General features: G+C 46.2%; 22 protein-coding genes. 16 read left to right on the top strand and 6 right to left on the bottom strand.

The window, feature by feature from the left end; translation table 11 throughout:
- Positions 1 to 89 precede the first annotated feature (89 nt).
- Positions 90 to 599, top strand: coding sequence for a GNAT family N-acetyltransferase (locus tag ACJJIY_RS00595; RefSeq protein WP_444896264.1), 510 nt, complete (start codon positions 90 to 92; stop codon positions 597 to 599).
- 84 nt (positions 600 to 683) lie between these two features.
- Here ACJJIY_RS00595 and ACJJIY_RS00590 read toward each other — a convergent pair whose 3' ends face one another.
- Entirely contained in the window at positions 684 to 1,880 is a 1,197-nt protein-coding gene (locus tag ACJJIY_RS00590; RefSeq protein ID WP_445358885.1) for an MFS transporter, read from the bottom strand.
- Between the two features lie 167 nt (positions 1,881 to 2,047).
- Here ACJJIY_RS00590 and ACJJIY_RS00585 point away from each other — a divergent pair, with 167 nt between their 5' ends.
- From ACJJIY_RS00585 to ACJJIY_RS00570, 4 genes are read left to right on the top strand one after another with little or no spacing between them, the layout of a single operon-like run.
- Positions 2,048 to 3,964: an IucA/IucC family protein gene (locus ACJJIY_RS00585; protein ID WP_445358884.1), complete on the top strand. Its 1,917-nt coding sequence runs from the start codon at positions 2,048 to 2,050 to the stop codon at positions 3,962 to 3,964.
- A 10-nt stretch (positions 3,965 to 3,974) separates the two neighbouring features.
- Complete coding sequence (locus ACJJIY_RS00580) at positions 3,975 to 4,958, top strand: GNAT family N-acetyltransferase (RefSeq protein ID WP_445358883.1); 984 nt, start codon at positions 3,975 to 3,977, stop codon at positions 4,956 to 4,958.
- Entirely contained in the window at positions 4,955 to 6,775 is a 1,821-nt protein-coding gene (locus tag ACJJIY_RS00575) for an IucA/IucC family protein (protein WP_445358882.1), read from the top strand. The genes ACJJIY_RS00580 and ACJJIY_RS00575 overlap by 4 nt, the downstream gene beginning before the upstream one ends.
- Positions 6,776 to 6,777: 2 nt before the next feature.
- On the top strand, positions 6,778 to 8,094 hold the full coding sequence (locus ACJJIY_RS00570; protein ID WP_444896269.1) for a lysine N(6)-hydroxylase/L-ornithine N(5)-oxygenase family protein: 1,317 nt from the start codon (positions 6,778 to 6,780) through the stop codon (positions 8,092 to 8,094).
- A gap of 83 nt (positions 8,095 to 8,177) precedes the next feature.
- On the opposite strand, the gene ACJJIY_RS00565 is transcribed toward ACJJIY_RS00570, so the two are convergent.
- A complete protein-coding gene (locus ACJJIY_RS00565) occupies positions 8,178 to 9,029 on the bottom strand; it encodes a hypothetical protein (RefSeq protein WP_445358881.1) in 852 nt (283 codons plus the stop codon).
- 650 nt (positions 9,030 to 9,679) lie between these two features.
- Between ACJJIY_RS00565 and ACJJIY_RS00560 the strand changes: the two genes are divergently transcribed.
- From ACJJIY_RS00560 to ACJJIY_RS00540, 5 genes are all read left to right on the top strand, one after another.
- Positions 9,680 to 10,402 (top strand): hypothetical protein, encoded by a 723-nt coding sequence (locus tag ACJJIY_RS00560; protein ID WP_444896271.1) that lies wholly within the window; start codon positions 9,680 to 9,682, stop codon positions 10,400 to 10,402.
- A 236-nt stretch (positions 10,403 to 10,638) separates the two neighbouring features.
- Positions 10,639 to 11,751, top strand: a complete 1,113-nt coding sequence (locus ACJJIY_RS00555) for a phospholipase A (protein WP_445358880.1) — start codon at positions 10,639 to 10,641, stop codon at positions 11,749 to 11,751.
- Between the two features lie 80 nt (positions 11,752 to 11,831).
- The gene (locus ACJJIY_RS00550) at positions 11,832 to 12,236 is read left to right on the top strand and encodes an NUDIX hydrolase (protein ID WP_444896273.1); all 405 of its coding nucleotides are present in this window, start codon (positions 11,832 to 11,834) and stop codon (positions 12,234 to 12,236) included.
- A gap of 247 nt (positions 12,237 to 12,483) precedes the next feature.
- On the top strand, positions 12,484 to 14,502 hold the full coding sequence (locus ACJJIY_RS00545; RefSeq protein ID WP_445358879.1) for an aminotransferase class I/II-fold pyridoxal phosphate-dependent enzyme: 2,019 nt from the start codon (positions 12,484 to 12,486) through the stop codon (positions 14,500 to 14,502).
- Positions 14,503 to 14,563: 61 nt separating this feature from the next.
- A complete protein-coding gene (locus tag ACJJIY_RS00540; protein WP_413663122.1) occupies positions 14,564 to 15,304 on the top strand; it encodes an SDR family NAD(P)-dependent oxidoreductase in 741 nt (246 codons plus the stop codon).
- 42 nt (positions 15,305 to 15,346) lie between these two features.
- Here the strand turns inward: ACJJIY_RS00540 and ACJJIY_RS00535 are convergent, their stop codons facing one another.
- The gene (locus ACJJIY_RS00535) at positions 15,347 to 17,005 is read right to left on the bottom strand and encodes an acyl-CoA dehydrogenase family protein (protein ID WP_445358878.1); all 1,659 of its coding nucleotides are present in this window, start codon (positions 17,003 to 17,005) and stop codon (positions 15,347 to 15,349) included.
- Between the two features lie 686 nt (positions 17,006 to 17,691).
- Between ACJJIY_RS00535 and ACJJIY_RS00530 the strand changes: the two genes are divergently transcribed.
- The 6 genes from ACJJIY_RS00530 to ACJJIY_RS00505 all read left to right on the top strand — a co-directional run bounded on the left by ACJJIY_RS00530 (position 17,692) and on the right by ACJJIY_RS00505 (position 22,130).
- The gene (locus ACJJIY_RS00530; RefSeq protein WP_444896277.1) at positions 17,692 to 18,375 is read left to right on the top strand and encodes a helix-turn-helix transcriptional regulator; all 684 of its coding nucleotides are present in this window, start codon (positions 17,692 to 17,694) and stop codon (positions 18,373 to 18,375) included.
- Between the two features lie 4 nt (positions 18,376 to 18,379).
- On the top strand, positions 18,380 to 18,808 hold the full coding sequence (locus tag ACJJIY_RS00525; RefSeq protein WP_444896278.1) for a CsgE family curli-type amyloid fiber assembly protein: 429 nt from the start codon (positions 18,380 to 18,382) through the stop codon (positions 18,806 to 18,808).
- Positions 18,808 to 19,209 (top strand): curli assembly protein CsgF, encoded by a 402-nt coding sequence (locus ACJJIY_RS00520; RefSeq protein WP_444896279.1) that lies wholly within the window; start codon positions 18,808 to 18,810, stop codon positions 19,207 to 19,209. The genes ACJJIY_RS00525 and ACJJIY_RS00520 overlap by 1 nt, the downstream gene beginning before the upstream one ends.
- A gap of 42 nt (positions 19,210 to 19,251) precedes the next feature.
- The gene (locus ACJJIY_RS00515; protein ID WP_444896280.1) at positions 19,252 to 20,097 is read left to right on the top strand and encodes a CsgG/HfaB family protein; all 846 of its coding nucleotides are present in this window, start codon (positions 19,252 to 19,254) and stop codon (positions 20,095 to 20,097) included.
- A gap of 311 nt (positions 20,098 to 20,408) precedes the next feature.
- Positions 20,409 to 20,894 carry a hypothetical protein gene (locus ACJJIY_RS00510; protein ID WP_444896281.1) on the top strand — a complete coding sequence of 162 codons (486 nt, stop codon included), beginning with the start codon at positions 20,409 to 20,411 and terminating at the stop codon, positions 20,892 to 20,894.
- Positions 20,895 to 20,948: 54 nt separating this feature from the next.
- A complete protein-coding gene (locus tag ACJJIY_RS00505; RefSeq protein ID WP_444896282.1) occupies positions 20,949 to 22,130 on the top strand; it encodes a hypothetical protein in 1,182 nt (393 codons plus the stop codon).
- An 88-nt stretch (positions 22,131 to 22,218) separates the two neighbouring features.
- Here the strand turns inward: ACJJIY_RS00505 and holA are convergent, their stop codons facing one another.
- The 3 genes from holA to leuS all read right to left on the bottom strand — a co-directional run bounded on the left by holA (position 22,219) and on the right by leuS (position 26,444).
- Entirely contained in the window at positions 22,219 to 23,223 is a 1,005-nt protein-coding gene (gene holA / locus ACJJIY_RS00500) for a DNA polymerase III subunit delta (RefSeq protein ID WP_444896283.1), read from the bottom strand.
- 13 nt (positions 23,224 to 23,236) lie between these two features.
- Complete coding sequence (locus ACJJIY_RS00495; protein ID WP_444896284.1) at positions 23,237 to 23,761, bottom strand: LPS-assembly lipoprotein LptE; 525 nt, start codon at positions 23,759 to 23,761, stop codon at positions 23,237 to 23,239.
- A gap of 85 nt (positions 23,762 to 23,846) precedes the next feature.
- Positions 23,847 to 26,444: a leucine--tRNA ligase gene (gene leuS / locus ACJJIY_RS00490; protein WP_444896285.1), complete on the bottom strand. Its 2,598-nt coding sequence runs from the start codon at positions 26,442 to 26,444 to the stop codon at positions 23,847 to 23,849.
- Between the last annotated feature and the right edge of the window lie 79 nt (positions 26,445 to 26,523).

Genomic DNA, 26,523 nt, shown 5'->3' with positions numbered 1-26,523 from the left:
ATTTTGGTATGCTCTCCAACAGCTCTTACTTATCAGACGCCTGTAAAGGCATTTTTTCGCTGTAATTGCGGAGGTAGGAAAAAATATTTATGGTTTTATCAGATTGTGAAGCTGGTACCGCATTAAAGATTGATTTGGCGAATTACGACGACTCGCAACATGCAAGTGATATCTTGGCTTTGATGGATGAATATGCCCGAGATCCATTTGGCGGTGGTGAGTCTCTAAGTGATCACTGCCGCTCTAGTTTATTGCCGGCATTAAGAGATTTTCCTGGGGCTTTTAGTGTTCTTGCTTATCGAGGGGAGCGTGCGGTAGGGCTCATTAATTGCTTTACTGGCTTTTCTACTTTTTTATGTAAGCCGCTGGTTAATATCCACGATGTTATTGTCAGTGAAACTGCTCGAAGTCTGGGGGTGTGCACTGCCATGCTCGACTTTCTGGCGAAAGAGGCAAAAAAGAGGGGCTGTTGCAAACTTACCCTGGAAGTTCTGCAAAAAAATTATACAGCTCAGGCGGCTTATCTTAAGACCGGCTTTAAGCCATACACATTGGATGAAGAACAGGGGCAAGCTGAGTTTTGGCAGCGCTACCTTTAACTTTGTAGGGTGAGCACTCGGATCCCCCACTCAGACAGCAATTACCCGTTTAGTCAGGTAATTGCTGAGCTATCTTCCCAGGAGTTAGGTTGCGCTCACTTTAGGCGCTTTTTTCCAAGAAATGGCCAGGCTGATTAATGTGAGAACTGCAATTAGGCTAACACTAAGTAGCATCCCTGCCAGAGGTTGCGAAGGGCTTTTTTCGTAGAGCCATCCGCCCATTGCAAAGCCAATTGTGTAGCCTCCGGTATGCATCAGTGACAAAAGGCCAAACAAGCGGCCGTTGCGCTGTTGCCCTTGACTTAATAGGGCACTGTAGCCAGGGACTAAGAAGGCGATACCAATAACAAATAGAATCAAGCCTAGCACCGCAAGGGAGCTGCCTAGAGCGAGTGATAGTGATGTAGTGCCCAGGCATATACACAGAACCCCAATTACAAAGCTGATTAGTGGGCGCGCTATTTTTCTAACTAACAGTATCTGGACAAAGAATCCGCAAATGGCGACAGCAGCAAGAAGAATGGCGGTTGTCGATGATGCCCCCAATGCACTTAATCCGTATAAGTCTTGTAGTACTGGCCCCATAACAACTTGTAGCTGCCCGATGCTTACTGTGCCCAGCAGTGCTATCGCGAAAAGCCCAATAGTTGTAGTGGGAAAGTGAGTTTTTTCGACTTTCTTTTCAGCTATTGTGCAGCCCGGAACTCGAGGTAAAAAAAGCGTTAAGGTTAGGGCGGAAAAGGGCAGGAGGACCAGCCAAAGTAAGGGCCAAAGACTACCCACTAGAAGGGTCGGTAAGGCAAGTAAGGGGCCTAATCCTCGCCCTAAATTTGCAGCAGCGCTGATCCCTGAGAGAATTGACAGTTGTTGGTTTTTCTCTCCCAGCTCTAGGGCCCAAGCTTGGCAGCAAGGAAAAATTGCGGCGGCGTTTAATCCATAAAGGATTCTGCTGGCAACCAGGGCCACAAGCGCTGTATCTGTTTCCAAGTACCCTTGAGCCAGGGCGACGAGCAGGGCAACGAACAGGATCTGGGATAGTAGTGCCCCACTGAGCCCAGCTAGCAGAATTGGCTTCCGTCCAATTTTATCGCCTAGCTCTCCCCAGATTGGGCCCGCAATCATCAGGCAAAAAGTACTGACTGCAACTAGTGCGCCGAGAGTGGCTAAATCCAGCCCGCAATACTCAATGATTAATGGAATCTGGGTCAGCAATATGACCTGGGCCGCACCCTGGCTCGCAACAATCCAGTTTATTTTTTGGAAGTGAAGGGATTTCCGCATTCGGGCTCCAGAGGGATAAAACTAGGGACAATTGTCAAATTTGTCCTAAACAATGGTTCTCAGCCGAATAATTTCCCTATTAAAAAGCTTGATGTGTACCAAATTTCACGACATGATAATAAAAATACAAATCATTCGCATTACAATTCTGTAAAAGAACCTTACTCATGAATAATCCAGATCTCGACGGGACTTTGCCGGGCGTCTCCGCAGGAGCTTCTGATGCTCAAGGATTGAGCCTGACCACCTCTGAACAGTTGGTCAATATGACTGTAGAAGATCAAAAGGTCAAATGTGCCGGCGAAAGGTTGTCGGCTAATTGCTTTTTTAATGCGCTATTGCGTGAGACCGAATGTGGTCAATGGTACGAGCAGAGCGGTGTGTCACTCCCCCAAGGCATAAGGGTTCCCGCAGTTTGTGTGCCATTACCGAGCACTGGCGCTGAGCTTTGGCTCAATCTAATCTACCGAAGCGAGTGTGGCAGGCATCAATTTGAGCTGCCAATGGTTTGGCGGCAGACCTCAGGGAAAAGCCAAGAAGTATCAATGGCTGAGTGTGCCCGTTTGATCGCCGACGAGTCAGCTTTTTTCCCCGGCGCTGGAGAAGAATCACGACAGGTATTTGTGGAGCGTGTGCAATCTAGCGTTCGCAATATGACCCAAGCCCTACAGGCGCGCAACAAAGATATGGAGCGTTTGTTTGGTGATGTGTTGTCTTTTGGTGAGTCAGAACAAGCTCTACTCTGTGGTCACTCTATTCACCCTACCCCAAAGAGTAGGGAACCCTTTACCGATCAAGATGCTGAGTGCTTTGCGCCGGAATTTGGCAACAGCTTTTCTCTGATGTGGTTAGGGGTAGATCCCAAGTTTTTATCTGGTGCTAGCGGAGCGCGAGTCTCAGAAGGTCAGCTAGCGGGTTTGGTGCGAGTAACTGATGGTGCTCCCCTGCCGCCGGAGGGCTTTGTAGCTGTGCCCGCTCACCCTTGGCAGTGGCGTCAATTACAGAGTGACCAAAGAATTGCCAAATTACTTTCAACTGGCAGTGTTGTTGAGCTGGGTGTTGGCTCGGGCGCTTGGCGGGCGACGTCATCTTTGCGTGCAGTGTACAGCGCTGAGAGCCCCTATATGTTGAAGTTTTCTCTCAGCTTGCGCCTGACTAACTCGGTGCGCACCCTGCAGCCGAAGGAGATGGTGAGGGGACTGGAGGTCTTGAAAGTACGAGACACGCCAATTGGGCAAGACTTTGCACGCCGTTACCCAAATTTCCAGGTTTTAGCTGAACCCGCCTACTTGATGTTAGCGGATGAGTCAGGAAACCCGGTGATCGAGAGTTTGGTGATGTTCCGTGAGAACCCATTCATCGGTGAGGCAGCAGAAAACACCTGTTTGTTGGCAACTTTAACTCAAGACCATCCAGACGCTGATTTCTGTCGCGCAGCTCAACTTATCTCTCAGTTGGCAATGGAACAAAACCTATCTTCTGCCATTGCTGCAAAACGATGGTTTAATGCTTTTCTCGATGCGGTGATAGAGCCACTGTTAATTGCTCAAGCTGATTTTGGAATTTTATTTGGGGCTCATCAACAAAACTTAATTTTGCGTTTTGATGGTTCCATGCCTATCGCTGGTTATTTCCGCGACTGTCAAGGTAGCGGTTATAGTCATCTCGGTGAAGAGCTATTGAAGCCCTATTTACCAAATCTTGCTCAAAATAGTGAAAATGTTATTAATGAGGAAATGGCTAATCGTCTATTCGCCTATTACCTTATTGTGAATAGTTGTTTTGGACTAATTTCCGCCATCGCTGCTGCCGGACTTGTAAGCGAAAGTGCTTTGTTAAGTGAACTTCGTGAACGCTTGCAGCTTCTTTATGACGGTCAGCGACGAGATCGTAGCTGTTTAGAATATTTACTCCAATCTGCTCAGATCTGGTCAAAGGGTAACTTTCAATGTGCAGTTATTGGTATGAACGAAACAACGAGTGAAGACCCTTTATCAATTTACCACTCAATGGATAACCCACTGAAGATAGCTGACAAGCTTTTTGCCGCAGAGCCTGGTAGCTCGGCCCTTGTAGAGCAATAAGGATCGAATGATGAATAACGCAGAGATTGTTTCTGAAAAACAAGGCATCAAAAAAGGTGCATTACCTGATGGACGGCTGTGGACACTTGATAGTGAGGGTTACCAGTGTCAGTTGGAGTTAGATAATTTTTTTAAAGTGCGGCACAGAATAACTAGTGATTTTGCACAGGTACATATTTCTAGTCATGAGGCTGAATCAACCGGATTAAATAATTGGTTGGATTGGGTATTTGGCACTCACGGAGATATTAAGCTTGTTGAAATAATTAGTTTAGGTGGAAAAAAGATAAATGAAATACTCAAATCTGATTTCTATCAGCGTAAGGACCTTTGGTATCGAGGCAATAATGGTGGGAATTTTCCCCTAAGATGGGTGGAAAATGAGCAAGGCGTAAAGCATCCACTTCGAGCAAAACCTGTGGAGGGGGAAGTATATCGTCGTCACTTTTATTCCCTGGAAATGGACCTTAGTCTTCGTCACTTGGATCCAGATAGCGATCTTGAGCTTTTTACAAGCTGGATGAACATGGGGCGTGTAGCGAAGTTTTGGGAAGAGGAAGGGGGAATGGATAAACAACGGAAATTTATCCAAGATGTTATTCAAGACCCTCATAAATACCCACTAATCGCCTGCTTCGATGATGTGCCCTTTGCTTACTTTGAGGTTTACTGGGCACTTGAGGATCGTATAGCCCCTTACTACAACTGCCAACCCTTTGATCGTGGAGCCCATATGCTGGTAGGCAACAGTCGTTTTTTGGGTAGACGCTATGCTCAAGCTTGGTTTAATGCAGTATCTCATTTTATGTTTCTAGATGACTGTCGAACTCAGACTTTGGTTGGAGAGCCAAGAGCTGATAACGGGCCACTATTAAAGTACATTGATGGAACTTTTGGTTGGAAAAAAATAAAAGAATTTGATTTTCCGCATAAACGAGCTGCGTTGGTTACCTGCGACAGAGGTGAATTCTTTGAGAGTATGGGGGAGATATGAGCCAAAGTTATTATTGGGAGCAGGCTAATCGGAAAATACTTGCCAAGTCTTTATCTGAACTCTGCTATGAGCAAGCTTTGAGCGCCCGTCAAGAGCTAGATAAATCTTACGTTGTTAAGCTCAAGTCTGGGGTGAGTTATGAATTTACTGCGCGTTTGACTATCTGGGATTGGCTTCAAATTGATGAGGATACAATTCAAAGAAATCAAGGTGATGAAGAATTAGTTGCTGACGATGCAGCTCAGTTCTTTATTGATGCTGCTGAAGATCTGAAAATAACTGCCAGCACACTGGGTAATTTATTGCATGAATTGGCGAATACCATCGCTAGCGATGTGGCCATACTTGAAAAACGTGAAGATCAAGCAGCGGAAACTATGGCCAAGTTTACCGATGAGCAATTACAGTGCTATTTAGATGGGCATCCTAAAGCGATTGTCAATAAGGGGCGTATTGGCTGGGGCGCGCAAGAGTTCAAGGCCTATGGCACTGAATCGGGTGAATATGTGCGCTTCTTATGGTTGGCAGTTCGGCGTGATCTGACTGTCAATGGACATAGTGAGGATTGGAATTGGCAGCAGTTACTTGAGGAAAGCCTCTCCACTAATCAAAAGCAGTCATTGGAAGCTATCTGCCGGGATAAAAAGATAAACTGGCGGGAGTTTGTTCCTCTGCCAGTTCATCCATGGCAGTGGCAGCACCATATTCGTCAGCATTATGCGCAGCTACTAAGTCGCGGGGATATCATTTTATTGGGTGAGTTCGGTGATGAGTACTTGCCACAAGTCTCGTTGCGTACTTTCTCAAATCGGTCTCGCCCACAAGCCTTGCATATTAAATTACCTTTAACAGTGTTAAATACTTCGTGCTACCGTGGAATTCCCGGAAAATACATGCAATGTGGGCCGTCTTTATCACAGTGGATGCAGGAGCTCTGTGATAGAGATGAAAATTTATCGGCTCGCGGTACGGGTATTCTTCAGGAAGTTGCTGGATTACATGTTCCTCATCTCCATCACGAACAGGTAAAAGGGACACCTTACCGATACCGAGAGATGCTAGGGGCGACTTGGCGCCAAAGTCCTGCAAGTCATTGTTCAGAGGGTGAGCGCCACCTTTTAATGGCTGCGCTATTGCAGAAAGATTCCAGTGGGAAATCCATTGCAGCCGCATTAATTGATAGCTCGGGGCTTTCGATTGAAAAGTGGTTGGAATATCTTTTTGATTCAACAGTTGTGCCCTTGTACCACCTGCTTAGCCGCTACGGAATTGGTTTAGTTGCACATTCTCAAAACTTAACTTTGGTACTAAAGGAAGACCGAGTAACTCGTGTTCTGTTAAAGGATTTTCAGGGTGATTTACGTCTCGCGAAAGGAGATTTTCCTGAACGGAGTGATATTCCATCCTCGGCTTTGGCTGTGTTGGATCAGTTGCCTCCAAATTACATTATTCATGATCTTTTTACTGGACATTTTGTGACGGTCTTGCGTTATCTTTCATCCCAGTTGATGTTGGAGCTTAATTTTTCTGAGACTAAATTTTATAGTGTATTGGCTCAAGTTTTACGTTCTTATCAGAAAAAAGTTATGAAAGAAAACGCGAAAATGGCTGAGCGTTTTCAGTGTTTTGATGTTTTTCGAGCCCATATAGAGAGAGTTTGTATTAACCGGGTGCGGTTATCTCAAGGTTATGATGATAGTGCTGAAAGGCCGGTGCCTATAGTTGGAGGTGATCTGGAGAACCCCCTTTGGTTATCAGAACAGAAGCCAACTAAAGACGAATCAAAAAATCATACAATTTCCCCCGTCGAGGTATAATGATGAGTAATATATTAGATCTAGCTGGTATTGGCGCCGGTCCGTTTAACCTAGCTGTTGCCTCCCTGATGTGGGATAAGTCTCTAACCCACCGTTTTTTTGAAGCAAAAGCGGAATTTTCATGGCATCCGGGATTGATGTTGCCCGGAGCCATGATGCAAACCTCCTATTTAAAAGACCTGGTAACACCGGTCGATCCAACTAATCCATATAGTTTCCTGGCATATCTTGTCGAGAAAAAGCGTTTCTACGATTTTTTACATGCCGAGCAACGCACGGTTACCCGCAGAGAATTTGCTGATTATTTGGCGTGGGCTGCAAAGCGTTTAAGTTCAGTAGAAATGGGGAGCCGAGTGCAAAGTGTCTTAGATAAGGGAAGCTATTTTGAACTGGATGTCCACGGTTCTCAAGGTCAAGAAATAGTCAAAGCGAAAAATATCTGTGTTGCAGGTGGTAAGAAACCCAATATCCCAGAGTTTTGTCGTTCTCAACTATCTGAATCCTGTTTCCACGCCTTGGAAATTGCTTTGCGCAATCCTGATGTCCATGGTAAACGGGTTGCTGTAATAGGAGGTGGCCAGACTGGAGCTGAGGTGGTTATCAACCTACTTAATAAAGAGTGGGGAAAACCGGAACAAATCACCTGGGTTTCCCGTCGGAGTAATTATCTCCCCTTGGATGAAACCCCATTTACTAATGACTGGTTTACACCTGAATATGTAGATGTGTTCCGTCAGCTATCCCAGCACCGTAGGGAAGAAGTCGTGGCGGAGCAGAAGCTAGCCTCGGATGGGATTTCACCGGATACTTTAAAAGAGCTGTACCAGCTTTTTTATCGATTGGTACACCTTGATGGTGACACGAATCGTGTGGTGCTAATGCCCAATCGTGAAATGGTGGATATGTCTAGTTGTGGCAGTTATCGAATTCAACTGCAAAATCATCTAGTTGGTGGAGCAAATGGGCAAGAGTGGTTAGACGCGGATATTGTCATTCTGTGCACAGGGCTATGTGAAGCACTGCCTCCTTGTATTGCGCCCCTACAGGATCGTATAGCCAGAGATGGGGAGGGGCGTATACTTCTGGATGACGCTTTTGCAACCCAATTAAATGGTGATGAAAGTGATCGTCGGCTCTATTTTTTGGGGACTGGACGCTTTAGCCATGGTATTGCAGAGCCACAGCTAAGCCTCTCTGCCTGGAGGGCTGCACAGGTTGTTAATGATTTGCACAGTGATCTGGTATACAACAACCAGCAGTCAAGCAACTATATGAATTGGATTACTCCCAAGAAGGTTCAAGAGGCTGCTGTAGCCTAATTCTTTAGCTAATCAGTGGTTGAGTACTTTAATTCAACCACTGATTGTTTAATTCCCCACATCCAAGTCGTAAAAAGCCTTGCTTACTTGGTGACACTTATAAAGATTCCCATATGGTCAGTTACCGCTGCTGACATGCTCGCATCGTTCACTGCAACTGGGGTACTCTGTGAGAGATAACCTACTTGATTAACACGAATTGTACTTGTGTTGTAAATCGCCACATCATACTTCTTACTCGCGGTGCTGTTTGTGCCCGAAAAACTGCGTTCATAAGAATCTGAAGGCTGTATGCTAGCGCTAATATGTGCGTCAGAAAAGGTCGACCCAGTGGCCCCGCTAAGAACATCTTCGGTGAAGCTATCAGTCCCTTGATTGGTATCGCCCATCACAAGATCAATGGTGCCATAACCTCCGTGTATCACCTGGTTGTTAATAAAGCGATAGAAGGAGATTGCATCACTTTGTTTTTTGGCAATACTATTGGGAACGTGTACAAAAACGACATTGATATTGCCTGATCTCACTGCAGTCCAACCCATGCCTGAACCGAGGATTGTGTGCTGGGTGGTATTGGCCGCATGAATACTAAAACTGTTACAGGCTTTTCCTGTTGTGTTTGAGCCGACCAGATTTCCTGCATGCTGTTGCATAGAACTCCATTCACTATTGCTACCATCCATTTCTCCGTACACCAATAAATCACAGGTTTGACCCAGCGAGCGATACAGATGTTGATGTGTCTGGCGGGCCTTCCCTTCTATCATGTTCAAAAACTGGGCATCGCTATGCTGATTTTTACCCATAAACCCTTGTGGCGCCTGTGCCACTAGTTGGGCCGGGCCATGGATTGGAATTTGTGGTCTTAATCCATCTGCAGTTGGCATAACCAGGTGCCAGCGGTCCTGGTTAGATGCCTGATGATTATGCGTCATACGGGTGAAATATTGGCTATTGGACGCACCAATTCCGCAATTGGTGCTAGCGTTCGAATTTATTGATTGGTAAGCGAAAGTTGGCATAGAGGATCATCATCCTTGATTCGGGTATTGAATGTCATTTCTTTTAAAACTAAATTCCATGAGTTTTACAGCGGGTAAGCCGCGATCTTATGTAGAACTCAATGTGAATAGCGCTGCTTTGAAATGATCTCACTAAAGACAGTGAGTTTAAATTTTGATGAACAAGAATAAAAGAGGAATATGTAAGCACTTTTACAGACATCGAATTACCCGATAGTTAAATATAGGCCACATTCTCAGGGTTAACTAGGGTATTTTTGTTGTTGTGATTTTACTTTGTAGGGTGTTGAAATTGTTCTGGGCATGCAGGTTAGCGAGGGATATACATTATTAGTGTTCTGGCCTAGAAAATTTCCCGTTGCCCCAATTAGATAGCTCATATTAAAAGTACAGGGGCAATTTTATCGTATCGAGCTATTTATAAGTTCTGAGGTCAAATATTGCGATTTTAAAATTTAAATTAAAGGAGGCGCGAAAAACGAGGTCAGACTCCTTCCGTGTGCAATACTTTTTGGGTACTGGACCACCGGTCTAGTGCGCGGTGAGCAAGGAGGGAACCTGCGATGCGATTGAATTCAACTTTGGCTCAGGGGCGCTATCACTATAGTTGTGATGGCAGGGAAATGCCTGTGCAAGATAGTTGGCAGTTAGGGAATGATGAGCAGGGGCGACGCTCGCTTGTCAGTCGGCGCTTAGTCGGGGACCAGGGGTTTGGGATCGAAGTATTTGCTCTTTTGGAAGGGGGGCTAGTGAGTGAGTGTGTTGTGCATTGGCGAGATGAAGTTGATGAGGTGAGCGCCCACTACAAGTTAATTCCAGAGGAGGGAAAAAGTCCTGCGATAGGTGATGACATTCAAGCCAGCTGGACAGGTCCCAATGGCCCTCAGCAACTCAATATAGAAGGGGACGAGCGGCTTTTGTTTCCACTGATGCGGGTTTTTATGGGGCCTGTCTTGTCGAGGTTGGTACAACATGAAAATGGCCTGGAAGTTGTGTCCCCTGATATCGTCGATCCATCTCAGCGAGGTAAGTTGCTCTCTCCTAGGGTGAGCCATCGCACGGCAAGATCAATGGCGGGGGATGTTTCGAGCCAGAAGGCTCAGGAACTGGGTTCCGATATTATTGCTTACATTTACCAGGGCGATGAAGCTGAAAGAGATGCCCATTGCTATGTTGATAGTCGGAGCCTGTTAGTGGGGTACGATTGGCCATCTAGTACTGGCCGCCTGTGGCAGGTTCGGCTGAGGGACTTGGAGTGGTCGTCGAGCTTAAAAGGACTACTTTAGTCCAGCTTGAGGAAACTTTATAACCACTATTGGTCACACAAATAGGCTTAAATGGAGATTCCTGTTTCTATTCCTGTCACTATTTAGTTTTCTGTTCTATCTAAGCTGAAATTAGAGCTTCGCTAGCCTGATTGGCTATCTTGTCACGATAATCGCAAAATTATGTAGTGGGACTTGTAATCCTCTCCAGTGTAAGCTTGCATCACGATTGCAATAAATGACTGGGGGAAAGCGTTTTGTCCTACTATCGAAGAAGGGTTTTTGCCGGGCTCACATTACTTTCTTCTGTTGGGTTAGTTGCACAGTTGCCAACAGCTTTAGCTGAAGAGGCGCCAGAATCAACTTTTTCTATGGATGTGGGAGAAAACCTGCAGACCCACCATAAGCGCTGCTTGAACGAGCAAATACTTGTTTCGGATGCCGATGTCACGATAAGGGAAATTCGACGTGTCTGCGCTGAAAGAGTTAGAGCTGAACTGACCCTTGAAGAAGATCCGGTGATAGCAGACTTTATTGTCGACGAGTATGAGGAAGACCTTCCGACAGATGAAGTATTGTTAGGGGGCAGAGCTCAGGCTATCAGGGATGCCGCCAATAACCCCTTTACTTTAGCTTCCCATAAAACTAACTACGTGCTGCCAATGGTCTACAACCCAGCCCCTGAAGAGGGAGGGGTGGCAGATATTGAAGGACCAGATAAAGCTGAGGATTTGGATAACGTCGAAGTACAGTTCCAGCTCTCTGTGCAAGTGCCTATTTGGCGGGGTTTTTTGGGGCAGGCTTCTGTACTGAGTGTCGCCTATACAAATCGTAGCTTTTGGCAGGCATACAACTCTGATAACTCCTCTCCCTTTCGTGAAACAAATCACGAGCCGGAATTGATTCTGAGTTGGCTCAATGATTGGAGCCTATTTGGCTGGAATAATGTAGCTAATCAGGTGGCGATTAACCACCAGTCAAATGGGCGCAGTGAACCCTATTCCCGCAGCTGGAATAGAATTTACGCCAATTTTGTTTTTGAGCGGGATAATTATTCAATCAGCCTAAAGCCCTGGTACAGGGTCCCTGAAGATAAGGATGATGATGATAATCCGGATATTGAGCACTACCTGGGGCATTTTGAACTAGGTGGGCGATACCGCGATGGAGATCACACGGTTTCACTGATGTTACGTAACAATTTGCGCTCAGATAATCGTGGTGCAGTGGAGCTGACCTGGGGCTTCCCTCTCGGGAAACGCGTCGATGGATATATCCGCTATTTCAATGGTTACGGCGAGAGCCTCCTTGATTATGATGAATCAGTGCAAACTTTAGGATTTGGATTTGTATTAGCCCAGGGGTTTTAACCTTAACGACGAGGGCGTACTCGCAATGAATAGGCTCTCGTTTTTCCCTTCTTAACCTGACTTGTTATCAGGGTTTGTTCATGGCCTTTGATGATAGTTACCGATTGAGTGCCCATGCGGTAATCACGAATACTGGCGGAGAAGTACTGCAGCTGAAAGCGACTTATGCTGAGCGTAGCTGGGGCTTGCCTGGCGGAGCATTAGACCCGGGTGAAACTGCCCATGAGGCATTGGTGCGGGAGTGCCATGAGGAGCTTGGACGAGAAGTGCGAATAGAGTATCTCAGTGGCATCTACTACCACAACGCTTTCAATTCACATGTTTTTATTTTTCGAGCCCATTTTATTAAAGAGGGTGACTACATTCTCTCTGATGAACATTCCCAATGGGCTTACTTTCCGCTTCACCAATTATCCCTGGTACAACGTCACAGGGTCGAGGATTGCCTCATGTTTAATGGTATTGTGCGTAGCGCAAAGTTCTAACTTTATTATCTTCCTTGGCAATAGATCTGGTATGCCTGGGTACATTTGGCGAAAATCGCCAAATGCAATGTAGTCGCAGAATTCCCCTCCCTCCTACATTAGTATTTGCCCCCTGGTGTTTATTGCCCTGGAATTCCAGAGCCACCGCAACTCGCGGGGGCCTTATAAAAGTTAATAAAATCAAATAGTTGAATAATTGATACAGCAAGTTGTACTCACCTGCAAGCTATGCTGATGGATAAGAATTATGGGTTTGGAATTGAAGATGCCTGAGTTGGGCAACCTAAACGAAAACAGCCTTGAATTAGAGTGCCGGGTCGCTCTGGTCAGTTCTGATAGCAAATTGGCCAATGAGTGGATTACCGCTCTCAATAATACGGCAGCAGTACACGACAATCCTTTTGGCCTTCACTTTGAAGCCGTAACGCCCGCAGATGCTGAAAGGTTGGCAAAAGAAGAGGATTCACTGCAAGCGGTCATTGTCGATGGTGGCAGTGACGGGCAGGGGTTGGATGCTGCAGATGACATCGCTGACCGAATTCACGCTTTGCGTTCCCAGCTTAATATCTTCCTCGTAGCCCACAGTGGTTTTGCTGGAACAACCTCCAAGCCGGGCAAATCCGGTTCAAAATCCCTGGCAAATTTGCGTCGCCGCTTCGATGAGTTGTTCGATCGTCGTGAGGGCAATTTCAACCATATGTTCCGCTTGGTGCAGGCGTTTATTGCTCGAAGAGCTTCGACTCCTTTTGCCGACACTCTGAAAGAATACGTATTCTCAGCTCGGGATGCGTGGCATACACCTGGCCATTCTGGTGGTGACAGTTTGCGCAATAGTCCCTGGGTGGGGGATTTTTATCGCTTTATGGGTGAACATATCTTCAATACAGACTTGTCTGTTTCTGTTCAAGTTTTAGATAGTTTACTCGAGCCCCACTCGGTTATTCAGGAGGCGCAGGATCTAGCAGCTCAGGCTTTTGGAGCTCGCCATACCTTTTTCCTGACCAACGGCACCTCTACCGCAAATAAAGTGGTTATTCAGCAAATTCTTGGTGGTGGCGGAAAAATTATCGTTGACCAAGCGTGTCATAAATCAGTTCACCATGCGATTGTGATGAATCGCTGTGAGCCGGTTTACCTGAAGTCTGTACTGCATCCAGAATTTGGAATTTACGGGCCGGTAAAGCGTTCGGATATTGAAGCTGCCCTGGATGAGCACAGTGAGGCGCGCCTATTGGTAATTACCTCCTGCACCTATGATGGATTGCGTTACGACCTTAAGCCAATTATCGACTACGCCCATGAGCGTGGAGTGAAAGTGCTAGTGGATGAAGCCTGGTTTGCCCATGGTTTCTTCCATCCCGAGTTGCGGCCTACAGCACTGGAGTGTGGGGCGGATTATGTGACCCAAAGCACCCACAAAATGCTGTCGGCCTTTTCCCAGGCCAGTATGATCCACGTGCAAGACCCGGACTTTGATGAATTCCGTTTTCGCGAAAACCTGAATATGCACGCCTCTACCAGTCCTCAGTACGCAATGATTGCGAGCCTAGATGTGGCGCGTAAACAAATGGCGATGGAGGGGTATGGTCGTTTGAAGCAATGTCTAAAGATGGTGGAAGTTTTACGTAATGCCGTCAATGAGACAGGTGTGTTCCGCGCGCTAACACGTGATGACTTAATTGCTGACCCACTTGCCAGTGATAACATTCGCCTTGATCCCACCAAGGTGACTATTGATATTTCCAAGAGTGGTTACTCTGGCAATGAAATGCAGATTAAATTGTTTGATCAGTATGGCATCCAGGTGGAAAAGACCACCTACAATACCATTACTGTACTTGTAACCCTCGGTAGTACAGAGAGCAAATTACTTCGCTTGATTCATGCTCTTAAGCAATTGGCAGGAAATACTCACAAGCGTATTCATATCGGGTCGCCGAGGCGTTTGCCAGAATTTACCCGTTTTACATGTCTACCGGCAGATGCTTATTTTTCGGAAGCAGAAGAATTGCCGCTGATGGATAATGGCACAGAAGCTATTGAGAACCTGGTTGGTCGGACCAGTGCAGATGAAATTGTTCCCTATCCGCCAGGTATTCCGGTCCTTGTGCCGGGACAGGAAATTTCAGCCCAGATAGTGCAGTTTTTACAGCAGCTACTTCAGGGGCAGAATACGACAGAAATTCACGGTCTTATTTTCCGCTCTGATGAGCCGATGCTAAGGGTCGTTAAGGAAGCCTCCAAGGGCAAAGCTGAGAAAGTGTAGTCTTCTGGAGAGAAAAAGAAAGGAAAATAGTAAAACTCCATAATCCGGCATGGAGGCCGGTATGCTCGAAAGTCCACAATCTGTGTTGATAGCCGGTGCTTCCGGTGGCATAGCGCAGGCTATTGGCGCCGAAATTATTCGGCGCTATCCTCAAGTTACATTATTGACCTTGAGTCGAATCACAGTTGATATGATTCCTGGCCATGTCGGTGAGCGACACCATTTATCCGTTTGTTTAGAGCAAGCCGAGTCCATCGATATTGTTGAAAATTTTTTGGCCGAACACTCTGAGCCACCAAGTTGGGTAATCAACTGTTGTGGCATTTTACATGATGAGTTCCACGGACCGGAGAAGTCCCTATCGCAATGTGATGATCACTGGTTATTGCAGTCGATTCAGGTCAACGTACTTTCCCATTTACATTTAGCGCGCGCACTGGATGGATTCTTGAAGCGTAGACGCCCTTTGTTGTGGGCATCGCTTTCGGCAAAGGTGGGAAGTATCACGGATAACCAGCTCGGTGGCTGGTACAGCTACCGGTGTAGTAAGGCCGCATTAAATATGCTGGTTAAGAATCTGTCTATTGAGTGGGCGCGGAAACTGGAGGAAAGTTGTGTGGTAGCGATTCACCCAGGTACGACAGATACTTCACTATCCAAACCTTTTCAGTCTAATTTGCCCCCAGATAAACTCTACACCCCTGAATTAAGCGCGAATCGTATTGTAGATGTCTTGAGTCAACTGGCATCGGCAGACACCGGAAAATTACTGTCATGGGATGGAAGTTTTATACCCTGGTAGCGATCAGCGTGAAATAGGCGCGATAGTAGCTGTTATCGTATCTTAAGTTATAAGAGGGTTTCCCCGCTCCAGAATAGTGGCGATATCAATCCCAGTGGGTAGGCTTCCAGTATTGTGTGTGCCGTTAATCCCTATTCTTGATTTGATAAAGGCGTCAGTTACACAAGGGTTACTCCCCTGTAGCAGAAGGTGCGCCTGCATGGTCAGGGCCATTTGGTCAATAATATGACGGGCACGGTATTCAAATTGATTTAGGTCGGAAAGATCGTTTCTTAACTTGTCGACTGCCGTATCAAATTGTGTGTTTATGCCTCGACTAATGTTTAACTCATCAAACCAGTGGCTAATTACTGCAGGGGTTTTAGTGATGGCACGTAACACGTCCATCGCTTGAATGTTCCCTGAGCCCTCCCAGATTGCATTTATCGGAGCATCTCGGTACAGCCGTGCCGTAATAAAGTTTTCAATAGCTCCATTGCCTCCCAGGCACTCCATAGCCTCATAGGCGTGATGGGGACTGCGTTTGCATATCCAGTATTTTCCCACCGCGGCCCCGAGCCTGAGTAGCATCTTCTCGTGTTCGCTGCCCTCTTGATCCATTGCTCTGGCTATGCGCATGGTAAAGGCAATTGAGCCTTCCACCTCCAATTGAAGGTCGGCAAGCACATTTTGCATCAGTGGTTGATCAATCAGCTTTTTGCCAAATGCTTTGCGCTCACTAGCGTTGTAAATTGCCTGGATAACAGCTTGCCGCTGCCCTGCAGATGAGCCCATCATGCAATCAAACCGCGTAATCGCTACCATCTTGATGATGGCGCTGACCCCACGCCCTTCTTCGCCGATTAGCCAGCCCAATGCGCCGCGTATCTCAACTTCTGAAGAAGCATTGGAAACATTGCCACACTTTGTCTTCAGGCGTTGAATCTCCAGCTGGTTCTTCGAACCATTCGGCCTCCATCTTGGAACCAAGAAGCAGGATAAGCCGCCGGGCGCCTGGGCAAGAATTAAAAAGGCATCGCACATAGGGGCGGACATAAACCATTTGTGCCCTAATAATTCATAGGTTCCATCGGCGAGGGGAATTGCAGCGGTGGTATTTGCCCTGACATCTGAGCCCCCTTGTTTTTCGGTCATGCCCATACCGATCGTCAATGAGTTTTTCTCAAAATATGGGCGATTACTTCCATCGTAAGTGCGGCTGGTTATTTTGGGTATCCATTCGATGGCGATTTCAGAGTTTAGCTCGATAGTGGGCACTGAGGCGAAGGTCATAGTGATAGGACACCCGTGACCGGCTTCAAGCTGAGTGTGCAAGTAATTTTTTGCAGCTCTGGCCACGTGGGCACCTGCGCGTGGGTCGGTCCAGGGAGAGCTGTGTAAACCTTCTGAAAGTGCCAGCTGCATTAGCTGGTGATAAGAGGGATGGTATCGAACCAAATCAATGCGGTGGCCGGAACGATCGTGACTTTCGAAGATAGGTTTAAATTCATTGGCGGCATAACCCCGCTCAATCATTTCTGGCCTGCCACACACCTCCCCATACCGCTCCAGGTCATCTTCAGCCCAATGGGCCCCATTAATATGTACGGCTTCCTTTAACGCCTGATCAGTAATATAGAGGTTATGACCAGTAAGTGGGCGAGGCTGATTGCTAACTTGATATGTGGATTTGTAATCTGGCACATAGTTTTGACTGTTCATAACTTCACCTAAAGGACTTGAGATTTCAATTGGTGTAGCGACTTACTTTGTACAATTTTACCAATTAATTGAAGGTAATAATTCAAGAAATAGCTGAATATGAGCATAAAACAAGCTTTCCTTGATTACTATTTAAGCTGTTTGATTGTGGTCAGTTATTTTGTTGCTTTTATTTACAGGGCTGTATGTTTTGATTTGAGGGTAATGTTTACTCGATCAAATATGGTTTTAAAGTAATGAAATGAAATTTATATTTAATTGCTATCGAATACTATTTTTTCAGTTTATCTACTGTAGCTCTTGAATAGTTTGATGTTTGTCATCTCATTTTAGCTAAGGTTTTTTTTTATCTCAAATTGATCAAAATAAATTTAATAATACTGTGGACCAGTATAAAAAAATTGATATTTATGAGTTCTTGTTTGCTGGGAGAATCTATACCAAAGCATGTGAATTTTTCTTTTCGGTTCACCTTTCTATGATACCTTAGTATTACTAAATGGTATGAGGGAACCAAGTTGGCACACTTAAGATTGAATTTTTGATATCTAGATCACTACCGGTTGAAGTCATTGGGTTGATCGAATAGATTTAGCTCACAGCATAAGATGAGCGCGGAAACTTAAAAAATAGTTAGCCTGGCAACAGGCTTAAACATAAAAGGACTGCACATTGGGGGAACCCAGATGAATTTGCATAAGGATTATGCACCGCTAAAGGTTGTTAGCCCTAAGTCAGAAAAGACAGGGATTACAGTTGCCTTTTTAACCGCATGCGTCAATCTACAATCCTCAATATTTGCCGGGCGAATTGAAGATGAGTTTAAGACTACTTGCGCTATTTTGCAGCGCTCGACACTTTCTTCGCTGAGTGGCATTAAGGCTGAATACCTCCTTCTTGATTGTGCCGATGTCTCTGCTTCAGAGCTTGAATTACTCTTAAGGGAAATACACTCCCTGCCCAGTCCACCAAATATCGTATTGATCAATGTAGGTCAGAAATCGGATATTGATTTTGTTCTTCACTGGGAAAAAGTCTTGGGATTAATACCCTCTGAGTGCGAAGCAAAAGTCATTATGGAGAGGTTAGGGAGGATATTCTCAGGGGAATACTGGTTCCCAAGAGATGTGCTTCATAACTTCCTTAGGCAGCATAGAAAGCCAAAAAAATGGTGCGATAAAGTATCAAATCTTACTCAGCGGGAACGGCAAATTTTGCAGTTGATTTGTGACTGTAATACTAACGCTAATATAGCTGAAGCCTTGTGTGTCAGTGAACATACTGTTAAGAGCCATCTATATAAGATCTATAGAAAAATAGGCTGTAAGAATCGCCTAGAAGCAAGTAGCTGGGCCAGTCAAAACTTGTAATATTATGAAATCACTATTAATAAGTGCAGCTGTGTTTACAGTTGCACTTTCATGTATCGTATACAAAAGTTATGCCCAAGAAACAGGTGAGCAAATCTCAGAGGAGTCTCTGCTTACTGGACTGGTTATTGATAATACGGTAAGTGGTATCGGCCATGAGTTTGCGAGATCTCTTTCTATTTATATCACGACTAATTTCACTGGGTTTGATTACAATCTGACAGTGCATGAAAGGCCGTCGGCTAGATGGGGTAGTGTTGTTTGGGTGACCTTCGATAGCAAGCAGGTTTTTAAGACAGTTATTTACCCTGGGCGAAGAAAGTTCGGTGCAGTTGTTGAGCAGGCAGCATCGCAAATAAATAATAATGTACGTCAGCAGCGGTTACAGGAGCTGTTATCTCAAAATATTGATTTGGCGGGGGATGAAATATAATGAAATATATTTGCGCGGTAGCTATTTGTATTTTTTCTTGTTCAGTGTTTGCAACGGAGTTGGTGTATACGCCAGTTAACCCATCATTCGGGGGTAATCCTTTAAATGGTAATTATTTGTTGAATAATGCTAGCGCGCAGAACAGTAAGAAAGATCCTGATGCTAAGAATTCCCCCTATTCTGATTCTTCTTCCCTGGATAGATTTACAGACACTCTAGAATCTCGCTTGCTTTCACAGTTGTTGACAGATGTCGGGAACGGTAATGACGGGACTTTGGTGACTGATGACTACATTGTAAATATTGTTGATATTGATGGTGAGCTAACAATAACGATAACCGATGCTGTTACAGGTGAAATATCTGAGATTGTGGTAGTGGGTCTCAATCCTACCAATTAATAAAATTTTATCGATAGGCTTAGGTTTTTGTGGGGTGGTGCAATGTTGTTAAGAATATTGTTGTTTACTGTTATTTTTGGGTTGAGTGCGTGTAGCTCTGTAAAAGAAGCTTTATTTGGTCCCGGTCAACAAAAGGCAACGCTGACAGACCGAATGAGCACTTATTCTGATTTGGTTAGCTTGCCTGCTCCCAGGGGAAAAATAGTCGCAGCTGTTTATGGTTTTAGTGATCAGACTGGGCAGTATCGGCCTGCGCCTTCCAGTTCATTTTCGACAGCGGTTACTCAGGGAGCTGCTGCCATGCTTGTTCAGGTTCTGAATGAATCTGGATGGTTTGTAACGCTTGAGCGAGAGGGTCTTCAGAACCTATTGACGGAAAGGAAAATAATTAGGGCCGCAATAAAAGAACAGGATAGCCCTGCAAGTCCTGTGTTCGATTTACCTTCACTAATGTCAGCAAACATTATGCTTGAAGGTGGGATTGTTGGTTATGATACCAATATTAAGACTGGAGGAGCAGGTGCCCGTTACTTTGGTATTGGTATTTCCGAGCAGTATCGTGTCGATGAAGTGACCGTTAATTTACGTGCAGTAGATGTGCGAAGTGGTCGGGTGTTGAGTAGTGTTTTGACTAGCAAGAAAATTTTGTCGAGGCAGGTTCAGGGAGACGTTTACACTTTTGTTGAGTATAAGCGATTGCTTGAAATAGAAGCAGGTATGACAACTAATGATCCTACTCAGTTATGTGTTCTTTCGGCCATAGAGTCAGCGGTAATTCACCTTATTTCACAGGGGGTCAATGCTAACCTGTGGGCGCTAGAAGATAATAGCCAATACCCTATGTCTGTACTTAGCGAATATGCAGCAACTCCAGTTAAAATATTATAAATTTTTAAAGAATATTAAATTTTTCAATACATGTTTCTATTTGTTTGGTTGGTCTGGAGTAGTTTTATTTGTTAATTGTCAAATTTTATTTGTGAGCTTTAATGTTTTTGTGTGTAATTAGATGGAATGGGTTTACGTTGGCATTTTGTGTGTTTTGGGCTTGTGGTCTAAGTTAATACCAAAGTCTTATATTCTTCTTATTCTTTTTTATTAAATATAATCTTTCTTCTGATTCAATATTTCTCTTTTTTATCTATAGTTGTTCTCGTTGTTTTTTTAGTTGTTAACCGTTCTTTATTGAGAGGTGGTTGGTGATTGCTACAGCGAAACGAGTAACGGTAATTACACTTCTGTTCCTGGTTTTACCGCTTTCGGTGTGTTGGGCTTCTGATCTGGATAACCACGATGAACTGTCTGCGGGGCAGGGGGCCCTGGATCTTCTTTTATTAAGAAAAGATTCAATTGCGGGCAACTTGGCTCAGGTTTCACAAACGGGTGATTATAACGTTGCAGAGATTACCCAGTCCGGTTTTTATAACCAGGTCGTCCTGATACAAGGAGGTGAATCCAATGCTGCATTAGTGCAGCAAACAGGCGATTCTAATTATGCTGCGATATCGCAGTCTGGGGCCTACAACCAAGCTACAGCGATACAGAGTGGTGTGGGTAACGTGGCATTGATCAGTCAGGTTGGCTACGGAAATTCCGCAAACATTATTCAAAACGGTGATGGATTGTTTGGTTATGTCGCTCAGTTCGGTGACGACCATGCGGTGCAACTAGTGCAGTACGATTAAAGCACTGCACTCTTTTACTTGTATTTATAATTTTATTCCGAGGGAGATTGATAGATGAAAAAGGTTACACTTGCTGCTGCTATTGCTTTGGTTGTTGGCTCTAGCCAGGCACTAGCTGATAACAACTTTGGTGATCAGGTGCAGCTTGGAAATGACAATGATGCCAATGTTATCCAGGTGACAGCAGCTACCAATAATGCGGCGTACCAGTGGCAGGAAGGCGAGTCAAACTACGCCAGAGCCATTCAATCTAATGCTGATGACAACTACATTGACCAAACACAAATTGGCAACCGTAATTCAGCTAGAACAACCCAAGAATATGGCCAAGTAGGTAGTGAGGCAACTACTTATCAAGATGGTGAGGGAAACAACGGTGTAATTCATCAGTGGGAAGGTTCGTATAACACGACTCATATTGCTCAAATCGGTAGTGAAAACCAGCTGCATGTAGATCAGTTCTTTGGGTCTAATTTCAATTACTCTGACATGTATCAAGTGGGTAGCGATAACGCCGGACTCTTACAGCAAGAAGGTGATGGTAACTACTTTGTCAGCACCCAAGAAGGCGATAGTAACGGTGTTTGGAACAGCGCAGTTCTTTCTTCTACCGATGGATTTTATGGCGGTCAGCTAGGTGACTTCAACGTGGGGTCAGTCTATCAATATGGTTCTGCCAACAATGCTAATTTGATGCAAAGAGGCGACTTCAACCTATTAGACGTTGGACAGGCCGGAGCTAATAATACGGCTAATGTCTTACAAGAAGGCCTGGGAAATGCGGGAATGGGCTATCAATCTGGAGATAATAACGTTGTTAATATCAGCCAGAACGAAACCTTCAATTATGGTGTTATGAATCAAGTGGGTAATGATAATAGCGCTAATCTTGTTCAAACTGGTGACGCTAATGTGGCCGACTTCGGTCAGTATGGCGATTTGAATCTTGTTAACATTGACCAGGCTGGTATTAGTAATGAGACATACGGTTATAGTGCCGGTGTATCAAATATTGTAGATGTAGATCAGTTTGGGGAGCTGAACTTGGCTGAAGTGCATCAAGATTTTGGTGCTGATAACCTGGTAACCGTAGCTCAATCAGGCGCCGAGCACTTCGCTCACGTTGGTCAGTCTGGCTATGAAAACATTGCCACTGTTAACCAGACAAGTACCTTAAATATGGCTAGCATTGAGCAAGTTGGCGCCAACAATATGGCTACCATCACTCAGAACTGATCTTGAAAAGTTTCAGGTATGAGAAAAAACCGCCCTTTTGGGGCGGTTTTTCATGAGGCCAATGTGGTTTTAGGTAAACAAAAAGTGACTAGATTATCCGTTGACCAGAAAAGTTGAGGATCAGCTCTAATAGCCCTGTCCATGGAGATTGCTGCCCACTACCACCTTTGATAGAGACATCTATAGCCCGAGCGCGAATTAATAAGCTTTCTAGTTGCTTCCTATTAAGTCTATGTAGGGCTCCTTGGACCAATGGCTGTCGCTTTTGCAGCCGAACCAATCTCGCTAGAGGTTGGCCTTGATCCAGTTTTTCCATGATGTCGAGAAGAGTGCGAATTTCTCTTGCTATTGCCCAAAGTACAATGGGTGGTTCAATACCTTCGACCCTCAATCCGTCGAGTGTTTTGATTGCTTTGGCTGAATTGCCAGAGAGTGCTGTGTCAATTAGGTCAAAAACACTGTAACGGGCGGAGCTGGTAACACTATGCTCCATCATTTCCCGGGTAATTTCTTGCTCGGGGATGGAAAGCTTAAGTTTTTCTATCTCCTGGCTTGCGGCAAGCAGGTTGCCCTCTACTCTTTCTGCCAGGATTTGTACTGCTTCTGGCTCGGCTGAAAGGCCTGCAGATGCAAGGCGCTGGTTGATCCAGCGGGGCATTTCCTGAATCGTCACAGGCCATACCTGAACCAGTACTCCCGATTGTTCTAGGACTTTGACCCATTTGCTGTTGAGTTGCGATTTATCAAGTTTCGGTAATACCAATAAAAGTAAAAGATCTTCACTCGCCAGTGAAGCAAACTCTTGCAGGGCTTTACTGCCCTTATCCCCCGGTTTTCCTCCAGGCAAACGCAGCTCGACGAGTTTTTTTTCTGCGAAAAGAGACATATTTCCGGCTGAAGCAACCAGCGTGTTCCAGTCAAAATTATGCTCTGCGTGAATAAGTTCTCGCTCGGTGAAACCGTGCTTTTTCGCTGTTGAGCGGACTAAATCGCAGCACTCTTGTACTATTAAGGGCTCATCACCAGTGATAATAAAAATTGGCGATAGGCCCTTTTTTAGATTTTGCGATAATTGATGGGGGTTAACGCGCATTAATAAAACTAACCTAGTAGCTCTTTTCTTCTAATGAGGCATTCACATCGATACGCCGTAAGCGATCGATAATGCGCCCAATAAGCTCCCGCTGCATCTCCGCGCGCAAGGTATTTTCCTCTTCACTTTTACTGACAATTTCATCGACATCCCACTCCAAGGTGCGGTAAACATCTGCCTGTGCTTTATTTAGGAGGACTTGGCCTGAAGCTGTGCGTACGCTATAGATTGCACTGGTAATTAATTCGTATTCAGATGCTCGCCCTTCAGAGTCTACAGCTACGGTTAGTTTTCTCTCGGTTTCCTGGTGAATGATGAGTGTATAGTCAGCTTCTGCAGGTGATTCCGCCATAGGCACACCCGCATTATTGAGCAGTCGAGTTAATTGATCTGCGATATCACTGCGAGGGTCTACTGTGGATATATAGAGTGTACTACCGGGAGGAAAATTCTTAGGGGCTCCTCTTAGATGCCAGCCGCAACCGGCAATAGTGATAGCGAGAAGAAAAATAAAGGCTCGAATTGCGATTGTTTTCATAAACTACTTGCCTTGGTCTTGTCGGCTACAGCGAGCTGACTTAAGTGAGCCGGGAGTGAAACTCCCGACATCATATTGCGGGTCTCTACTTGGCGACAATATTAACCAGCTTGCCAGGAACGACGATTACTTTGCGCACCGTAGCTTCACCGATAAATTTCTGAACGTTCTCATCGGCGAGGGCGAGTTTTTCCAGGCTCTCTTTATCTGCATCAGCAGGCGCATCCAGTTTTGCGCGTACCTTGCCATTGACCTGGACGACCAAAGTAATCGAGGTGCGCACCAGTGCTTTTTCATCTGCCACTGGCCAAGGAGAATCGATTAGGGCACTGGTATTCCCCATAACCTGCCACAGTTGATGACAGATATGAGGAGTAACCGGAGCCAACAGCAAGACGGCGGTCTGTAGGGCTTCTCTCTCTACAGCCAGTCCTTGATCACTGTTGCGATCTGCCAGCTTGCCGACCTCATTGAGCAATTCCATTACTGCTGCGATAGCGGTATTAAAGGTTTGGCGGCGGCCATAGTCATCCCCCACTTTTTGGATGGTCTCGTGGGTTTTGCGGCGCAGCTGCTGTTGCTTGTCATTGAGGGACTGCTGGTCGATCTGTGCTTCACTGGAGCCCGCTGCAATATGGACGTGAACGGTCTTCCAGAGCTTACGCAGGAAGCGGCTGGCACCTTCCACACCGGCATCGTGCCACTCCAAAGTCTGCTCCGGAGGGGCGGCAAACATGGTGAACAGGCGAACGGTATCGGCACCGTACTCCTCAACCGCAGCGTGAGGGTCTATGCCATTGTTCTTGGATTTGGACATCTTTACCACGCCGCTGGCAATAATCTCTTCGCCGGTGGCTCGCTCAATCGCTTTGGTCGGCTTGCCCTTGTCATCGCGCTCGACGTCCACATCGGCGGGGTTGATCCAGGTCTTGTGGCCGTGCTCTTCCTTATAGAAGGATTCGGCTAACACCATGCCCTGACACAGCAGCTGCTTGAAGGGTTCATCGCTATTGACCAGGCCCTCATCCCGCATCAGCTTGTGGAAGAAGCGTGCGTAGAGAAGGTGTAAAATGGCATGTTCAATACCGCCGACATACTGGTCAACTGGCAACCAGTAGTTGGCGCGGTCCGGATCCAGCATGCCCTCTTCAAAATCGGGACAGGTATAACGGGCGTAGTACCAGCTGGACTCCATAAAGGTGTCGAAGGTATCGGTTTCACGTTCTACAGAAGTGCCGTTGAGTTCGTCTTTACGCCATTCGGGATCGGCTTTAATAGGTGATTGAACGCCGTCGAGCTCGACATCTTCCGGCAACAGGATCGGCAGCTTGTCTGCGGGTACTGGTATTTCTCCGCCGTCGGCCAGGTTGAACATGGGGATGGGCGCACCCCAGTAGCGCTGGCGGGAGACACCCCAGTCGCGCAGGCGGTAGTTGGTCTTAACCCGACCCTTACCTGCAGCAATCAGCGCTTCGGAGATCGCAGTAAAGGCGCGATCAAAATCCAGGCCGTCAAAACTGTCGGAATTTACCAGTTTGCCTTTCTCCGTATAGGCCTCTTTCTCCAAGTCGATGGACTCGCCGTCGGCAGCCTCGATAACCTGGATAACGGGCAGCTGGTATTTTTGCGCAAATTCCCAATCGCGCTGGTCGTGTGCCGGTACTGCCATCACTGCGCCTGAGCCGTAATCCATCAGAACATAGTTGGCCACCCATACGGAGACTTCTTCCCCACTGATGGGGTGAATCGCCTTGAGCCGGGTATCCATGCCTTTCTTGTCCATCGTGGCCATATCGGCTTCGGATAGGGACTGCTTTTTGCACTCGGCGATAAAAGTTTTGAGTTCGGGGTTGGACTCGGCAAGCTCCAGAGCGATGGGGTGCTCGGCGGCGAGGGAGACATAGGTAACGCCCATCAGTGTATCCGGACGGGTGGTATACACATCGAAGTGGTCCATACCCGCAATAGGCTTGGGCAGGGCAAAGCTCAGCTCTACTCCCCGGCTCTTGCCGATCCAGTTGCGCTGCATGGTGCGCACCTGCTCGGGCCACTCGGGCAGTTTGTCCAGGTCTTCGAGCAGCTCTTCGGCATAATCGGTGATCTTGATAAACCACTGGGCCAGCTCGCGGCGCTCAACGGTGGTGCCACAGCGCCAGCAGGCGCCATCTTCGACTTGCTCATTAGCCAGTACGGTCTGGTCGTGGGGGCACCAGTTCACTGCAGAGTTCTTCTTGTAGACCAGGCCTTTTTCGTAGAGGCGGGTGAAGAACCACTGCTCCCAGCGGTAGTAGGTGGGCTGGCAGGTGGCCAGTTCGCGGGACCAGTCAAAGCCAAAACCCAGGGCCTTCAGCTGGCCTTTCATGTACTCGATATTGGCATAGGTCCATTTGGCTGGAGCGGTCTTGTTCTGGATGGCCGCATTCTCTGCCGGCAGACCGAAAGCATCCCAGCCCATCGGATGCAACACGTTTTTGCCCTGCATGCGCTGATAGCGAGTAATTACATCGGTAATGGTGTAATTGCGCACATGCCCCATGTGCAGCTTGCCGCTGGGGTAGGGGAACATGGATAGGCAGTAGAACTTTTCCCTGCCGGCGTCTTCCTTTACTTCAAAGCTCTTCTCGGCCTCCCAGAATTCCTGGGCGGAAGCTTCGACTGCGGAGGGGTTGTACTGCTCTTCCATCGATTCGGGACCTATACTCTGTGATCAAAATTTGCGGGAAACTGTTCAGTGTTTATTGGGGGATGTGAACGCTTGTCAA

Source organism: Microbulbifer maximicatervae (SeqCode), assembly GCF_052468155.1.
This window is presented reverse-complemented; position numbering and strand designations above follow the sequence as displayed.

Bases quoted from the DNA above. Each gene is read 5' to 3' on its own strand.
- ACJJIY_RS00595 (WP_444896264.1), top strand. From the start codon at position 90: ATGGTTTTATCAGATTGTGAAGCTGGTACCGCATTAAAGATTGATTTG.
- ACJJIY_RS00590 (WP_445358885.1), bottom strand. From the start codon at position 1,880: ATGCGGAAATCCCTTCACTTCCAAAAAATAAACTGGATTGTTGCGAGC.
- ACJJIY_RS00585 (WP_445358884.1), top strand. From the start codon at position 2,048: ATGAATAATCCAGATCTCGACGGGACTTTGCCGGGCGTCTCCGCAGGA.
- ACJJIY_RS00580 (WP_445358883.1), top strand. From the start codon at position 3,975: ATGAATAACGCAGAGATTGTTTCTGAAAAACAAGGCATCAAAAAAGGT.
- ACJJIY_RS00575 (WP_445358882.1), top strand. From the start codon at position 4,955: ATGAGCCAAAGTTATTATTGGGAGCAGGCTAATCGGAAAATACTTGCC.
- ACJJIY_RS00570 (WP_444896269.1), top strand. From the start codon at position 6,778: ATGAGTAATATATTAGATCTAGCTGGTATTGGCGCCGGTCCGTTTAAC.
- ACJJIY_RS00565 (WP_445358881.1), bottom strand. From the start codon at position 9,029: ATGACGCATAATCATCAGGCATCTAACCAGGACCGCTGGCACCTGGTT.
- ACJJIY_RS00560 (WP_444896271.1), top strand. From the start codon at position 9,680: ATGCGATTGAATTCAACTTTGGCTCAGGGGCGCTATCACTATAGTTGT.
- ACJJIY_RS00550 (WP_444896273.1), top strand. From the start codon at position 11,832: ATGGCCTTTGATGATAGTTACCGATTGAGTGCCCATGCGGTAATCACG.
- ACJJIY_RS00545 (WP_445358879.1), top strand. From the start codon at position 12,484: ATGGGTTTGGAATTGAAGATGCCTGAGTTGGGCAACCTAAACGAAAAC.
- ACJJIY_RS00540 (WP_413663122.1), top strand. From the start codon at position 14,564: ATGCTCGAAAGTCCACAATCTGTGTTGATAGCCGGTGCTTCCGGTGGC.
- ACJJIY_RS00535 (WP_445358878.1), bottom strand. From the start codon at position 17,005: ATGAACAGTCAAAACTATGTGCCAGATTACAAATCCACATATCAAGTT.
- ACJJIY_RS00530 (WP_444896277.1), top strand. From the start codon at position 17,692: ATGAATTTGCATAAGGATTATGCACCGCTAAAGGTTGTTAGCCCTAAG.
- ACJJIY_RS00525 (WP_444896278.1), top strand. From the start codon at position 18,380: ATGAAATCACTATTAATAAGTGCAGCTGTGTTTACAGTTGCACTTTCA.
- ACJJIY_RS00520 (WP_444896279.1), top strand. From the start codon at position 18,808: ATGAAATATATTTGCGCGGTAGCTATTTGTATTTTTTCTTGTTCAGTG.
- ACJJIY_RS00515 (WP_444896280.1), top strand. From the start codon at position 19,252: ATGTTGTTAAGAATATTGTTGTTTACTGTTATTTTTGGGTTGAGTGCG.
- ACJJIY_RS00505 (WP_444896282.1), top strand. From the start codon at position 20,949: ATGAAAAAGGTTACACTTGCTGCTGCTATTGCTTTGGTTGTTGGCTCT.
- holA (WP_444896283.1), bottom strand. From the start codon at position 23,223: ATGCGCGTTAACCCCCATCAATTATCGCAAAATCTAAAAAAGGGCCTA.
- ACJJIY_RS00495 (WP_444896284.1), bottom strand. From the start codon at position 23,761: ATGAAAACAATCGCAATTCGAGCCTTTATTTTTCTTCTCGCTATCACT.
- leuS (WP_444896285.1), bottom strand. From the start codon at position 26,444: ATGGAAGAGCAGTACAACCCCTCCGCAGTCGAAGCTTCCGCCCAGGAA.